Genomic DNA, 14107 nt, shown 5'->3' with positions numbered 1-14107 from the left:
GTGCGGTCCGTGCGCGTGCTGCGGGCGGTGACGTGCGGTGCGTGACCGCGTGCCATGACGCTACGAAGCGGTGGTTTCGGGCAGACGCACCGAGCCGTTTCGGCCCCGGAACGTTTCTCTCTCACTGCGCCGTCGCCTGGTGTGAGGCGAGGTCCGGGCAGGCACCCTGGCGGGCGGCACCCCGGGCACCTACCGTGGCGCCGTGAGAGCCCTCGCCGCCCGGCCGCCGCGCGGCGACGACGCGCGCGCGGCCGCCGCCGGTCTGGCCGCCGGCACGGCGACGGTGGGCGTCGGGGCGCTCGCCGCAGTGCTCACGGGCCCGACGGGCGACCCGCTCGTCGCGGTCGGGGGCGCGTTCGTCGACGCCACGCCACCGTGGCTCAAGGACTGGGCGGTGGCGACCTTCGGCACCGCCGACAAGCTCGTGCTCGGCATCGGCGAGGTGGTGGTGCTCGCCGTCCTGGCCGCGGCCGCCGGTGTCCTGGCGCGGCGCCGCTGGGCGTCGGGTGCCGTGCTGGTCGTCGCGCTCGGCGGGCTCGCGGCGCTGGCCGCGACGACCCGCCCCGACGCCGGGGTGCTCGCCCCCGCACCCGCGCTGCTCGGCGCCGGTGGTGGGCTGCTCGCGCTGCGGACGCTGCTCGCGCGTCTCCCGGCGCCCGCACGCCGGGCACCGGCCGGTGGGCCCGAGGCGAGCGGTCCGGACCGCTCGGACACCGCCGGCGGCCGGGTCGTCCCGGACCGTCGCACGTTCCTGCGGGCGACCGCGCTGGTGACGGCGGCGGGCGTCGTCGCGACGGTCGTCGGTCGCGCCGTGGCGAGCGGTGCCCGCGGCGCGGCTGCCGCACGCGCCTCCCTGCGCCTGCCCCCGCCCGCGCGCCCGGCTCCCCCGCCGCCGTCCGGGGTCGACGTGGGCGTCGCCGGCGTCGAACCGTGGGCGACGCCCGTGGCCGACTTCTACCGGATCGACACCGCGCTGGTCGTGCCGCAGGTCGACCCGGCGACGTGGCGGTTGCGCGTGCACGGCCTGGTCGAGCGCGAGGTCGAGATCGGCTGGGACGAGCTGCTCGCTGCCGACCTCGTCGAGGCCTGGGTGACGCTCGCGTGCGTCTCCAACCCCGTCGGCGGTGACCTCGTGGGCAACCAGCGGTGGCTGGGGCTGCCCGTACGCGAGGTCCTGGCCCGCGCCATGCCGACGACCGAGGCCGACATGGTGCTCTCGCGCAGCGTCGACGGGTTCACGGCGTCGACGCCGCTCGAGGCGCTCACCGACGGGCGCGACGCGCTGCTCGCGGTCGCGATGGACGGCGCCCCGCTGCCCCCGGAGCACGGGTTCCCGGTGCGGCTCGTCGTCCCCGGCCTCTACGGGTACGTCTCCGCCACCAAGTGGGTGACCGAGCTGGAGGTGACGCGCTTCGACCGCGCCGACGCGTACTGGACGGTCCGCGGCTGGTCCCCCCGCGGGCCGGTCAAGACGCAGTCGCGCATCGAGGTGCCACGTCCGGGCGCCGACGTGCGCGCGGGCGACGTCGTGGTCGCGGGTACGGCGTGGGCGCAGCACCGCGGCGTGACGCAGGTGCAGGTGCGGGTCGACGACGGGCCGTGGCAGGACGCGGACCTCGCCGCCGACGGCGGGGTCGACACGTGGCGGCAGTGGCGGTGGCGCTGGCCGGACGCACCGGCCGGCCGGCACGTGCTGTCCGTCCGCGCGTGGGACCCCGACGGCCCGCAGACCGCCGTGCCTGCCGGCGCGGTGCCGGACGGCGCGAGCGGGTACGACACGCTCGTCGTGGAGGTCGCCTGACGCGGCCGGCGGCGCCCCAGGCCGTCGAGCGCCCTCACGTCAGTACACGTCGCGCGCGTAGCGCCGCTCGGCTGCGAGACGCTTCACGTACGCCGCGGCGTCCTGCGGGTCGAGCCCGCCGTGCCGCGCCACCACGTCCCGCAGCGCGGCGTCGACGTCCGGCGCCATCCGCGACGCGTCGCCGCAGACGTACAGGTGGGCCCCTTCCTCGAGCCACGACCACAGCGCCGCGCCGTGCTCACGCAGGCGGTCCTGCACGTACACCTTCTGCCGCTGGTCGCGGGAGAACGCGGTGTCGAGCCGTGTGAGCACACCGCGCTCGCGCCACGCGTCGAGCTCCTCGCGGTACCAGAAGTCGGTGGCGGCGTGCTGCTCCCCGAACACCAGCCAGCTGCGCCCGGTGTGCCCCAGCGCCTCGCGCTCGGCGAGGAAGCCGACGAACGGCGCGACACCGGTGCCCGGGCCGACCATCACGGCAGGCGCCGCCGGGTCGGCCGGCGGGTGGAAGTGCGCGCTCGGCTGCACGTGCACCGCCACCTCGGCGTCCGGCGCGGCGTCCGCGAGGAACGTCGAGCACGTGCCGCCGCGCGGGCGCCCCGACGGGCCCTGGTAGCGCACGACCGACACCGTCAGCCGCACGCGCTCGGGGTCGACCAGCGGGCTCGAGGAGATCGAGTACGCGCGCGGTTGCAGCGCGCGCAGCGCCTCGACCCACTCCTGCGCGCTCGCCTCGACCCGGTGCTCGGCGACCACGTCGACCACGCCGCGGTCCCACGTCCACGCCGCGAGGTCCTGCCTGTTCTCGCCGCGCAGCAGGCGCCGCAGCTCGACGCCCGCGGTGCCCGCGGCGTGGTCGGCCACGAACCGCAGGAAGGGCGGCGTGGGCCGACCCAGGTCGAGCGCGGTGCGCAGCGCGTCGTGCAGGCGCCGCTCGGTGCCGTCGAGCACGACGGTCGCGTCGCCGTCCAGACCGGTCGCCGCGAGCCACTCCTCGACGAGCGCCGGTGGCGTGACCGGTCGCACCGCGAGCGCGTCGCCCGCCTGGTACGTCACCGGCAGAGGGCTGCCGGACGTGTCGAGGAGGATCTCGCGGACCTCCTTCGCCGAGCCGGGCTCGCCGAGGCGGCGCCGCCCGACCAGCCGCGCGGTGCCCGGGGTCGCGCGCGTCGCCCGGGTCGGGGCCTGCGGCGGCGTGACGGGTGCCGTGGTGACGGGGGCGCGGTCGCTCGCGGCCGCGCCGGTGCCGCCGGCGGCGTCCTCGTCGCCCGCGAGCGCCGTGAGCAGCGTCGCGACCCAGCGCTCGACCGCGTCGTCGTCGCCGGGCTCGCGGTCGAGGCGCTCGACGAGCCGCTGCCCGCCGAGCTCGGCGAGGCGGTGGTCGAGGCGGCGCCCGTGACCGCAGAACCGGTCGTACGTGGGGTCGCCGAGCGCGAGCACCGCGAACCGCGCGCCGGCGAACGACGGCGCCTGCGGGTCGGCGAGCGCCTCCCACAGCGCCGTCCCGTTGTCGGGTGCGTCGCCGTCGCCGAACGTGCTGGTGACGAGCACCACGTCGCCGGAGCGCGGCAGGTCGTCGAGCGCCTCGTCCATGGCGACGACGCGCGGCGTGCGGCCGGTGGCGGCGAGACGCTGTGCGACGAGACCCGCGAGCTCCTCGGCGGTGCCGGTCTGGGACGCCCACAGCACGGTCACGGTGCGGGTCCGCGGGCGGGCCGCGGACGCGCCGGGCGCCCGCGAGAACATGCCGGCGAGGACGCCGTCCACCCACAGCGCGTGGTCCTCGCTCAGCGGCGCGGACGGCGGCAGCACGGGTGTGCCCGCCGCGCCCCGGCCGAGGCCGGCGAGGAACCCCGCGAGGTAGCGGCGCTCGTCGTCACCGAGCGCCGGGGGCGTGACGTCGTCGACCCCGAGGGCCGCGGCGAGCGCACGCATCGTCGCGGCGCCGTCGAGCACCGGGGCGTCGGCCGAGAGCTCGGGAGGCACCTCGGTCGGCACCGTGACGGCCGCCCTGCTCGCGTCGGGCGCGAGCGCGACCGTCGTGACGGGCGTCAGCGCGACCGCGCACGCCTTGAGCTCGGGCTGGAACGACAACGGGTCGACGGCGTCGTGCGTCACGGCGTTCACCGCGAGGTACTCCCCGAACACGTCGTTCCAGTGGAAGGGCGCGAAGCACGTGCCCGGCGGCACGCGGTCGGTGACGACGACGGGCAGCACGGCACGGCCGCGACGCGAGGCGACCTCGACGGGCGCGCGGTCGGTGAGCCCGAGTCGCTCGGCGTCCTGCGGGTTGACCTCGACGTAGGGTCCGGGCTCGAGCTTGTTGAGCGCAGGGACCTTGCCGGTCTTCGTCATGGTGTGCCACTGGTGCTGCACGCGGCCCGTGGTGAACCAGAACGGGTGGTCGTCGTCGGGCATCTCGGCCGGGTCGGTGTGCGGGCGCGCGTGGAAGACGGCACGCCCGGACGGTGTCGCGAAGGCCAGGCGGGGACGCGTGCCGTCGGGGTGCGTGAGCAGCGGCTGGTGCTCACCGTCGTTGAGGTAGCGCAGCGGGTTGCGCGCGGGCGCGTCGGGCGACGAGCAGGGCCACTGCACGGGCTCGCGCCGCAGCCGCTCGTAGGTGACACCGCGCAGGTCGTAGCCGGTGCGGGGGTTCGACGCCTGCCGCAGCTCGTCGAAGACCTCCTGCGGCGAGGTGTACGCGAACCCGTCGTAGCCCATCGCGGTGGCGACGCGCGCGATCAGCTGCCAGTCCGGCAGCGCCTGCCCGGGCGCGGCCAGCGCGCGGCGCGCGAGCGTCAGCGTCCGCTCGGAGTTCACCATGACGCCGTCGGCCTCGGACCACATCGCGGCGGGCAGCACGACGTCCGCGTACGCGTTGGTCTCGGTCTCCGCGAACGCGTCCTGCGTGACGACGAGCTCGGCGCGCTCGAGGCCCTCGATGACGGTGCGCCGGTTGCCGACCGACGCCACGGGGTTGGTGCAGATCACCCAGCACGCACGGATCTCGCCGTCGGCCATGCGGCGGAACATGTCGACCGTGCCGGTGCCGACGCCGTCGGCACGGATCGTGCCGCGTGGCAGGCCCCACAGGTCCTCGCAGAAGGCCCGGTCGTCGGGGTCGAGCACGCTGCGCTGGCCGGGCAGGCCGGGGCCCATGTAGCCCATCTCGCGCCCGCCCATGGCGTTGGGCTGGCCGGTCAGGGAGAACGGTCCGCTGCCGCGCCGGCCGATCGCACCGGTCGCGAGGTGCAGGTTGACCAGTGCGTTGGTGTTCCACGTGCCGTGCGTCGACTGGTTGAGGCCCATCGTCCAGCAGGACACCCAGTTCTCGGCGCCGGCGAGCAGCGCGGCGGCGGCTCGCAGGTCGGCCGCGGGCACACCCGTGAGCCGCTCGACGACGTCCGGGGGGTAGTTCGCGAGGAACGCGGGCATCTGCTCCCAGCCCTGCGTGTGCTCGGCGACGAACTGCTCGTCGACGGCACCGGCCTCCACCAGGAGGTGCAGGAGACCGTTGAGCAGCGCGAGGTCGGCCCCGGGACGCACCTGCAGGAACAGGTCGGCCTTGTCGGCCGTGGCCGTGCGGCGCGGGTCGACGACGATCAGCTTCGCGCCCGCCTTGAGCCGGTCGAGCAGCCGCAGGAACAGCACCGGGTGGCAGTCGGCCATGTTGGCACCGACGACCAGGAAGACGTCGGCGTGGTCGAGGTCGTCGTAGGACCCCGGCGGGCCGTCCGACCCGAGCGAGAGCTTGTAGCCGGTGCCGGCGCTGGCCATGCACAGCCGCGAGTTCGACTCGATCTGGTTGGTGCGCCAGAACCCCTTCGCGAGCTTGTTGGCCAGGTACTGCGCCTCGATGCTCATCTGCCCCGAGACGTACAGGGCGAGCGCGTCGGGGCCGTGGCGGTCGAGGATCTCGCGCAGCCGCCGGGCGACGTCGGCGATCGCGGTGTCGACGTCCACCGGGACGGGCTCGGTGCCCCGCTCGGTACGCACGAGCGCGGTCGTCACGCGCCCGCCCGCGGCCAGCATGGTCGCGCTCGTCGCTCCCTTGGTGCACAGGCGCCCGGCGTTCGAGGGGTGGGCGCGGTCGCCGCTGGCGCGCCGCACGGTGCCGTCGTCGCCGACGTCCAGCACGATGCCGCAGCCCACGCCGCAGTACGAGCACACGGTCGCGACCTGCGTCGCGGCCGTGCGCTCGGACTGCGCGGTCGTCGTGAGCGTCATCAGATGAGCGTGTCGCCGAACGCCGAGCCGCGGCGGCCGTACACGGCCCACGTGGTGGCGGCCATGACGCCGTACATCCCGACGATCACCCACAGGGCGGCCTCGATGCCGCCGGTGGCGGTGGTCGACATCGCGAACCCGCGCGGGATGAGGAACCCACCGATCGCTCCCACCGCGCCGGCGATCCCGATGCAGCCCGCGGCCACCTTGGCGCGCCGTGTGCGGTCGGTGTCGTCGGTCGCGCCGTGGCGGAAGACCGCCGGGATCATCCGGTAGACCGAGCCGTTGCCGGCACCCGTCGCGAGGAACAGGACGAGGAACGAGGCGAAGAAGAGTCCGAACGACCCCGAGCGCAGCGCGAAGATCGCCGACACCGTCCCGGCGGCCATGACCGCGAAGGACCAGACCGTGACGCGGGCGCCGCCGAGCCGGTCGGCGAGGATCCCGCCGGCGGGCCGGGCGATCGAGCCCACGAGCGCCCCGAGGAACGCGATCTCGAGCATCACCGCGGGGAACTCGTTCTTCAGCAGCGTGGGGAACGCACCGGAGAAGCCGATGAACGAGCCGAAGGTGCCGATGTAGACGAACGAGATGATCCACGTGTGCTTCTGGCGGGCGGCCGAGCCGTAGGCCCGCGGGTCGGTCGCGGCGTCCTTGACGTTGTCCATGTAGCGCCAGGCCAGGACGGCGGCGAGGACGGCGAGGGGCACGAACATCAGGCCGGCGCGCTCGAGGTGCACCCCGGTGCCGATGACGATGACGATCGGCACCGCGAACTGCACCGCGGCCGTGCCGATGTTGCCGCCCGCGGCGTTGAGGCCCAGCGCGCGACCCTTCTCCTTCTCCGGGTAGAAGAACGAGATGTTCGCCATCGACGACGCGAAGTTGCCGCCGCCGACGCCGGCGAGCGCCGCGATCGCGAGCATCGCGCCGAACGAGAGCTCGGGGCGCTGCACCGCCCACGCGAGCGCACCCGCAGGTGCGAGCAGCAGCAGCGCGGACACGATCGTCCAGTTGCGCCCGCCGAAGATCGGCACGGCGAACGTGTAGGGGATGCGCAGCGTGGCGCCGACGAGCGACGGTACGGCGATCAACCAGAACAGCTGGTCGGTCGTGAACGCGAAGCCCGCCTCGGGCAGGCGCGGCACGACGATGCTCCACAGCGCCCACACGGCGAAGCCGAGGAACTCGGCGAAGATCGACAGGACGAGGTTGCGGCGTGCGACGCCGCGCCCGACCGTCTCCCACTGGTCGGCGGACTCGGGGTTCCAGCCGTGCAGCCAGCGCCCGTGGTGACGGACGAGCGCGGGCGTCGTGCCGGGCGGGGTCAGCAGCGCCGCGCCCGGGCCGAGATCGGCGGTGGTCGTGGTGGTGGTCGGTGAGGGCGCGTCCTCGGGCGGTGCGGGGGTCGTCGGGGTCTGTGTCACGGGGAGCCTCCGGGCGTCGGGCCGCGGCGCAGGGCACGCGGGGTCGGGCGTCGGGGCCGGGGGGTGGCCCGGCGGGCGTCGCCGCGTGGTGCCGGCGTCGTGGTCGAGGCTAGGGACGTCGTGTTTCGCCCGGTCGCGTGCTCGCGTAACCCGCCGCGAACGTTCATCGCACACGCCCGCGTGCCGGGGTGTGAGGAAGGATCGTCCGCGCGGCGCGGTGCCGCGGGTGCCTCAGTCGCCGACGACGAACCGTCCCGACGCCCCGCGCTCGGCGTCGCCCATGACGTGCGTGACGAACGGGTACGTGCCGGCCTCGGGGAACGTCAGCTCGACGAACCCGCCCTCGGCGGGCTGCAGCGCGAGCACCTGCGCTCCCCCGGTACCCGTCGAGCCCCCGTCGCGCAGGGTCCAGTCGCCCTCGCGGTACACGGTGTCGAACTGCCCGCCGACGACGTGGAACGACGAGGGCTGGTTCGGGCCGGCGTCGAGCACCCAGACGCGCACGCGCTCGCCCGTCCGGGCCTGCAGGGGGCGGTCACGGTACTGGTGCGCGTACCCGTTGAAGGTCACGAGCGTGGGGGTCTGCGCCATGAGCGCGTCCTCGTCGGCAAGGCCGCCCTGCGCGCCCAGGTAGAGCTCGGACTGCACCAGCACGTACTCGTGGTCGACGGGCGGCAGGCCGGGCGGGTCGATGACGACCGCGCCGAACATGCCGTTCGCGATGTGCAGGCTCATCGGCATGGTCGAGCAGTGGTACATCCAGATGCCGCTGCGCGTCGCCGTGAACGTGTAGGTGAGCGTCTCGCCGGGCTCGATGGTCCGCATGACGTCGTCGGGGGCGAGCGCCCCGGCGTGGAAGTCGATCGAGTGCCCCAGGGTGCCGTCGTTGACGAGCGTGACGACGAACGTGTCGCCGACCCTCCCGTGCAGGACGGGTCCGGGTGCGGTCCCGCCGAAGGTCCATGCGGTGCGCGTCACTCCCGGGGCGACCTCCTGGACCAGCTCGGTGACCTCGAGCCGCACGTGGTGGGTGGTGCCGGCGCCGACCGACGGCAGGGACGGGTCGTGGGCCACGAACGCGTCGTCCGGGGCCGCCATGAGCTCGAGCAGGTCGGCTGCCGCCGGGCTTCCGGCGGCGGCGTGGTGGGCGTGGTCCTCCGGTGCGGCGGCACCGGGGGCGGCGCCCGTGACGACGACGTCGAGCGTCATGCCCATGAGCCGGTGGCCGGCGACCGAGCACCACCCGGCGAGCGCACCGCCGACGACGCCGACGTCGACGGTGGCGCGGGCGCCCGGCGCGAGCCGCCCGGACGTCGCCCCGCCGTCGAGGACCAGGTCGTGCACCGTGTCGTCGACGTTGACGACCTCGAGGACGAGCCGGTCGCCCGCGGGCACCTCGATGCGGTCCGGGACGAACCGCATGTCGTGCGCCTCGACGATGACGGTCGTGGTGCGACCGGTCGCGGCGGCCGCACCGGTGTCGGCGCCGGCCGCGGTCACCTGCGTGAGGCCCGCCGCGGTGGGGTCGCCCGCGAGCGCGACGGCCGTGACGACGAGCAGCACGCCGGCGGCGAGGCTGCCGGCCCCCCGGCGGCGGGCACGCACCAGGGCCGACGCGACGGGGTCGGGCGCGGCCGCCCGCGCGGGCACGACGGGTGCGGGGGCCCGGTCCCCGGGGTCGCGTCCCGCGACGCGGACGGCCCGCACGACGAGCACGAGGAACCACCCCGCGACGCCGAGCGCGAGCATCGAGCCGAGGACGCGCACGAGGCTCGGGGTCGGCAGGACGAAGAGGACGAGCCCGCCGTTGAGGAGGACGGCCCGTACGACGGCGCAGCGGTCGAGCTCGGCGGCCACGGTGCGCGAGACGGCGGGTCCACCGCCCAGCACGACGGGCAGCAGGTACGACAGCGCCCCGACGAGGACCTGTGCGGCGAACCCGGCGACGGTCGCGGGGACGAGCCCGGACAGGCGCGGGACGGCCTGCGACCAGGAGCCGGCCGTCGCCACGACCACCGCGAACCCGACCACGGACACACCCCACCAGACGAGCGCGGCGCCGACGGCCAGCGCGGCGAACGTCACGGGCGGTGCGGTGCGCCCCTGCCGTACGACGACGCGCGCGACGAGCCCGATGCCGGCGAGCACGACGAGCAGCCCGGCGACCGTGACGGCGCGCCGGCCGGTCGCCGGGCCGACGGCCGCGACGAGGGTGCCGACGACGAGGAGCACGAGCGAACGACCGGCGGACCGCTCGGCGACCTCGTCGATGCGCGCGTGCAGGATCGTCGGCCACAGCACCACGAGCGTGCCGACGACGGTGACACCGACCCAGCCGACGAGCGTGAGTGCCACGTGCGCGACGTACCACTGCGCGTACGGCTCCGGATCGGGTGACGCGGTGGCCATCACGACGCCGCACGCGACGCCGGGTGCGAGCAGCAGACCGGCGGCGACGTAGGCGCGGACGAGGTGCCCGAACCGCGACGGCAGGGCACCGCGGCGCTGCCGGACGATACCGACGGCCTGCGCGAGTCCGACACCGGCGACGAGTGCCCCTCCGGCGACGACGACCACGGGCCACCCACCCAGCCGCCCTGCCAGGACGCCCAGCGTGCCGAGCGTGTGCAGCGCGAGGCGCACGGCCAGCGCGCGCCGCGGGGCGGGGTGCCGCAGCAGCGTGTCGGCGAAGTGCTGGCTCCACACGAGGATCGCGGTGGTCACCGCACCGAGCAGCGCCACGTGCACGAGCAGCCACCCGGCCTCGGGCAGCCAGCGGTGCACGACCGCGACGACCGCGGCGACGACGAGCCACCCGAGGACGAGCCCGTTGGCCCGCAGGTGGTGCGCGGCGCGGCTCACCGGACGGCTCCGACCTCGAGCGCCGCGGCGTCCGGCACGGGACGGCGTTCGGTGCGTGGGCGGGGCGCGGGTCCGCGCAGCGCCGATCCCGCCGCGACGAGCACGAACAGCAGCAGCGCGGCGACGTTGCCGACACCTCCCGCCTGCACGACGACGTCGAGCCCGCGCACGTCGCCGACCAGCACCCGGACCGCGAGCGTGACGTGGAGCAGCGCGAGGGGCACGTACATCAGCGGCCGGTACGGCAGGGGGCGGCGCAGCACGGCCGGCAGGATGACCGGTGCGTGCGCCATGACCATCGACAGCACGAACCCGAGGAACACGGCGTGCAGCACGGCGTCGTACGCGCGCCCCGCGAGCACGGGACCGGCGACGAGCCACACGGCGCCGGCTGCCGCGAGCCACGCGTACCCCGCGAGCATCGCGCACGCCATGAACCGTGGCAGGCCCGTCGCCCGCACGGTACGTCGCGCCACGTCGTGGCGCACGAGCACCACCACGAGCGACACGAGGACGGCGCCGAGCAGGTGCCAGCCGACGGCCGGCCACAGCAGCGCGAGCGTCGCGGCGAGCGCCCAGCCGCACGCGAGCGCCCACACGGTGTCCTCGACGTGCTCCCCGTGCCCGCCGACGCGCAGCAGCTCGAGCCGCTCCCCCGCGATCGTCAGGACGAGGAAGCCCGCGAGGCACGGCACGAGGTGCGGGACGGCCGTACCCGCGAGCCACAGGACGGCCGCCGCGACGCCGTGCGCGGCGCCGAGCGTCTGCACCGCGAGCGCGGTGGCGGGCTGGCGCCGCCACACCGCGACGTAGACGGCACCGAGGCCGAGCGCACCGACGACGAGTGCCGCCTGCCCGACGACGAGCGGCAGCGGCGTCAGCAGCGCCAGGCCCCCGAGGCCGAGGGCCGCCGGTGCGGCGAGGGCCGCGCGGCGACGCACGGCGACAGCACGCTCGAGCACCACGAGCGTGCCGACGAACCCGAGGACCATGAGGGGTCCGTGCACCTGCGCCCAGCGGTCGAGCCGCACGGGTGCGGGTAGTCCCAGCAGCAGCAGCGCCGCATCGAGGCCGGCGAGCATCGCGATCCCTGCGGGGACGAGCAGCACCACGTGCCGCGGGACCCTGGTCCCGGTCTTTTCCACGGCACGACGGTATTTAATGACGTCCGGACGGGCCCGGGACCTGGGTCCCGACCACGACCCGTGCAGCCCAGGAGGTCCCATGGACGACGACGACCGCGACACCCGGCGCACGCCGGCCGCCCGCGTCATGGCGTCCGCGAGCCGCGTCGACCTGCTCCATGCGCTGCAGGACGACGGGCCGTCGACGACCGCCGCGCTCGCCGCGCGCACCGGTCTGCACGAGAACACCGTCCGCGAGCACCTCGAGCGTCTCGTCGACGCGCGGTACGTCGTGCGCGAGCGCGAGCACCGCACCACGCGAGGCCGGCCACGGACCGTCTACCGGGCGGTCTCGCACGACGACGTGCGCCGCGACCCCGGGGCCGCACGGCAGCTGGCCGAGTCGGTCGCCCGCGCCCGGCTGACCAGCCTGCTCCTGCAGGGCTACGGCGCCGACGTCGGCGACGTCGCGGCGTCCGCGCGCGCAGCGGGCCGTGCGATGGTCGACGACCTCCCCCGGCCCGCGGGGTCGCTCGACCAGCTCGTCGCGCTGGAGGCGCACCTCGACCAGCTCGGCTTCGACCCGGTGCTCGACCGCGAGCGCGCCACCTTCGACCTGTGGCGGTGCCCGTTCCTCGACCTCGCGCGTCAGCGCCCCGAGGTCGTGTGCAGCGTGCACCTCGGTCTCGCACGCGGCGTCCTCGAGCAGGTCGGCGGACCGGTGCGTGCCGAGCGTCTCGTCCCGTTCGCCGGCCCGCGCCGCTGCGAGCTGCACCTGTCGGGCGTCGACGCCCCGGGCGCCCGCCCCGCCGCCGCGCACCCCACGACCCCACCCACCCCGCACACCGACCGGCGTGCGACCACCCAGGGAGAACCATGAACCAGCCCGTCGAGATCCTTCCGACCGCACCGCAGCCCGCCGAGCCCGCCGGGCACGCGTGCGGCTGCGGCGGCCACGACGACGCCGATCCGGTGCTCGACGTGCGCACGATCCCGCACGCGATCCGGCACGCCACGGTCTTCGGCGCGTTCGACGCGATCGCGCCCGGCGGATCGCTCGTGATCGTGGCGCCGCACGCGCCTCGACCCCTGCTCGCGCAGCTCGCCGAGCGCGCACCCGTCGACGTCGAGTACCTCGTCGAGGGACCTGACGCCTGGCACGTGCGGATCACGCGACGCACCGTCGACTGACCTCGCCGACGGGCGTCCGGCACGCCGAACCGGACGCCCGTCCCCGTCGGTGCAGGTCGCAGCCCTGTCGACGCGATCCGATTTTTCACGGTGCGTCCGATGGCCGTGGTCCACGGGTTTCGACATAGTGGACGGCGTAGGTCGCCCGGCCCCTCGCTACGAAAGGCCTTCGATGACGAACGCCACGCTCGCCGCGGACCTGTCCAACTGGGACCCCGAGGACGAGGCGACCTGGGACGAGCGCCTCGCCTGGCGCACGCTGTGGATCACGACGTACAACCTCACCCTCGCGTTCGCGGTGTGGTACCTCGTCAGCGCGATCGCACCACGGCTCAACCTCGTCGGGTTCGACCTCACCACCGGCCAGCTCTACTGGCTCGTGGCGCTGCCCGGGCTCGCCGGCGGGCTCATGCGGCTCGTCTTCATGTTCCTGCCCCCCGTGGTCGGCACGAAGACGCTCGTGGGCGGCTCCGCGACGCTCCTGCTGCTGCCGATGGTCGGCTGGACGATGGCCGTGCGGGACGCCTCCACGCCCTACGCCACGCTCCTCGTGCTGGCGTTCGCGACCGGGATCGGCGGCGGCGCGTTCGCGGGCTTCATGCCCTCGACGAGCTACTTCTTCCCGCGCCGCATGTCCGGCACGGCACTGGGCCTGCAGGCGGGGATCGGCAACTTCGGCGTGAGCCTCATCCAGTTCCTGGTGCCCTGGGTCGTCGGCTTCGGCCTGCTGGGCACCACGGCGCTGACACCGCAGCAGACGGTCGAGGGCGGGCACATCTGGCTGCACAACGCGGCACTCGTGCTCATCCCCTGGGTCGGGCTCGGCATCTTCCTGTCCGCGGCGTTCCTGCGACGCGTGCCCGTGCAGGCGAACTTCCGCCAGCAGCTCGACATCTTCCGCGAGAAGCACACGTGGGTGATGACGGCCGTCTACACCATGACGTTCGGCGCCTTCTCGGGCTTCGCCGCCCAGCTCGGCCTGCTCATCAACCAGGTCTACGGCGGGTTCGAGAACGCGCCCGACCCGCTGCGCTACGCGTTCCTCGGGCCGCTGCTCGGATCGATCACGCGTGCCGCGTGGGGGCCGCTGTGCGACAGGTACGGCGGGGCGGTGTGGACGTTCGTCGCCGGCATCGGCATGACGGCGTCGACGGTCGTCGCGACGATCTTCCTCACGCCCTCCGACGTCGGGCAGTTCACCTGGTTCCTCGTCGCGATGCTCGCGGTGTTCACCTTCGCCGGCATCGGCAACGCGGGGACCTTCAAGCAGATGCCGATGATCTTCCCGCGGCGCCAGGCCGGTGGCGTCATCGGCTTCACGTCCGCGGTCGCCGCGTTCGGGCCGTTCCTCGTCGGCATGGCCCTGTCCGTGTGGGCACCCGTGGCCTTCTTCGTCGGGGCGGCCGCGTACTTCGCGCTGTGCACCGGCCTGACGTGGGTGTACTACGCCCGCCCCGGGGCGCCGCGCCCCAGCTGAC

At 75.1% G+C, this 14107-nt stretch carries 8 protein-coding genes; 4 read left to right on the top strand and 4 right to left on the bottom strand.

The annotated features are described in order from the left end of the window. Positions 1-202 precede the first annotated feature (202 nt). Positions 203-1801 (top strand): molybdopterin-dependent oxidoreductase, encoded by a 1599-nt coding sequence (locus tag CFLA_RS08940; protein ID WP_013117002.1) that lies wholly within the window; start codon positions 203-205, stop codon positions 1799-1801. Positions 1802-1840: 39 nt separating this feature from the next. Here the strand turns inward: CFLA_RS08940 and CFLA_RS08935 are convergent, their stop codons facing one another. The 4 genes from CFLA_RS08935 to CFLA_RS08920 form a co-directional block, all read right to left on the bottom strand. Beyond that, on the bottom strand, positions 1841-6025 hold the full coding sequence (locus CFLA_RS08935; protein WP_013117001.1) for a bifunctional nitrate reductase/sulfite reductase flavoprotein subunit alpha: 4185 nt from the start codon (positions 6023-6025) through the stop codon (positions 1841-1843). Beyond that, the gene (locus tag CFLA_RS08930) at positions 6025-7452 is read right to left on the bottom strand and encodes an MFS transporter (RefSeq protein WP_013117000.1); all 1428 of its coding nucleotides are present in this window, start codon (positions 7450-7452) and stop codon (positions 6025-6027) included. The genes CFLA_RS08935 and CFLA_RS08930 overlap by 1 nt, the downstream gene beginning before the upstream one ends. A 231-nt stretch (positions 7453-7683) precedes the next feature. Continuing rightward, positions 7684-10314: a multicopper oxidase domain-containing protein gene (locus CFLA_RS08925; protein ID WP_013116999.1), complete on the bottom strand. Its 2631-nt coding sequence runs from the start codon at positions 10312-10314 to the stop codon at positions 7684-7686. Then, entirely contained in the window at positions 10311-11459 is a 1149-nt protein-coding gene (locus CFLA_RS08920) for a hypothetical protein (RefSeq protein ID WP_043598936.1), read from the bottom strand. The genes CFLA_RS08925 and CFLA_RS08920 overlap by 4 nt, the downstream gene beginning before the upstream one ends. Positions 11460-11538: 79 nt before the next feature. Here CFLA_RS08920 and CFLA_RS08915 point away from each other — a divergent pair, with 79 nt between their 5' ends. From CFLA_RS08915 to CFLA_RS08905, 3 genes are all read left to right on the top strand, one after another. Continuing rightward, positions 11539-12318: a helix-turn-helix transcriptional regulator gene (locus tag CFLA_RS08915; RefSeq protein WP_013116997.1), complete on the top strand. Its 780-nt coding sequence runs from the start codon at positions 11539-11541 to the stop codon at positions 12316-12318. Continuing rightward, positions 12315-12629, top strand: coding sequence for a DUF2249 domain-containing protein (locus tag CFLA_RS08910; protein ID WP_013116996.1), 315 nt, complete (start codon positions 12315-12317; stop codon positions 12627-12629). The genes CFLA_RS08915 and CFLA_RS08910 overlap by 4 nt, the downstream gene beginning before the upstream one ends. Before the next feature lie 172 nt (positions 12630-12801). Beyond that, complete coding sequence (locus CFLA_RS08905; protein WP_013116995.1) at positions 12802-14106, top strand: MFS transporter; 1305 nt, start codon at positions 12802-12804, stop codon at positions 14104-14106. The last annotated feature ends 1 nt before the right edge of the window (position 14107 follow it).

The sequence above is a fragment of the Cellulomonas flavigena DSM 20109 genome (genome assembly GCF_000092865.1).
Classification (GTDB): Bacteria; Actinomycetota; Actinomycetes; order Actinomycetales; family Cellulomonadaceae; genus Cellulomonas; species Cellulomonas flavigena.
This window is presented reverse-complemented; position numbering and strand designations above follow the sequence as displayed.

Excerpts from the sequence above, each read along its gene's own strand:
- CFLA_RS08910 (WP_013116996.1), top strand. The coding sequence starts at position 12,315 with ATGAACCAGCCCGTCGAGATCCTTCCGACCGCACCGCAGCCCGCCGAG.
- CFLA_RS08935 (WP_013117001.1), bottom strand. The coding sequence starts at position 6,025 with ATGACGCTCACGACGACCGCGCAGTCCGAGCGCACGGCCGCGACGCAG.
- CFLA_RS08905 (WP_013116995.1), top strand. The coding sequence starts at position 12,802 with ATGACGAACGCCACGCTCGCCGCGGACCTGTCCAACTGGGACCCCGAG.
- CFLA_RS08915 (WP_013116997.1), top strand. The coding sequence starts at position 11,539 with ATGGACGACGACGACCGCGACACCCGGCGCACGCCGGCCGCCCGCGTC.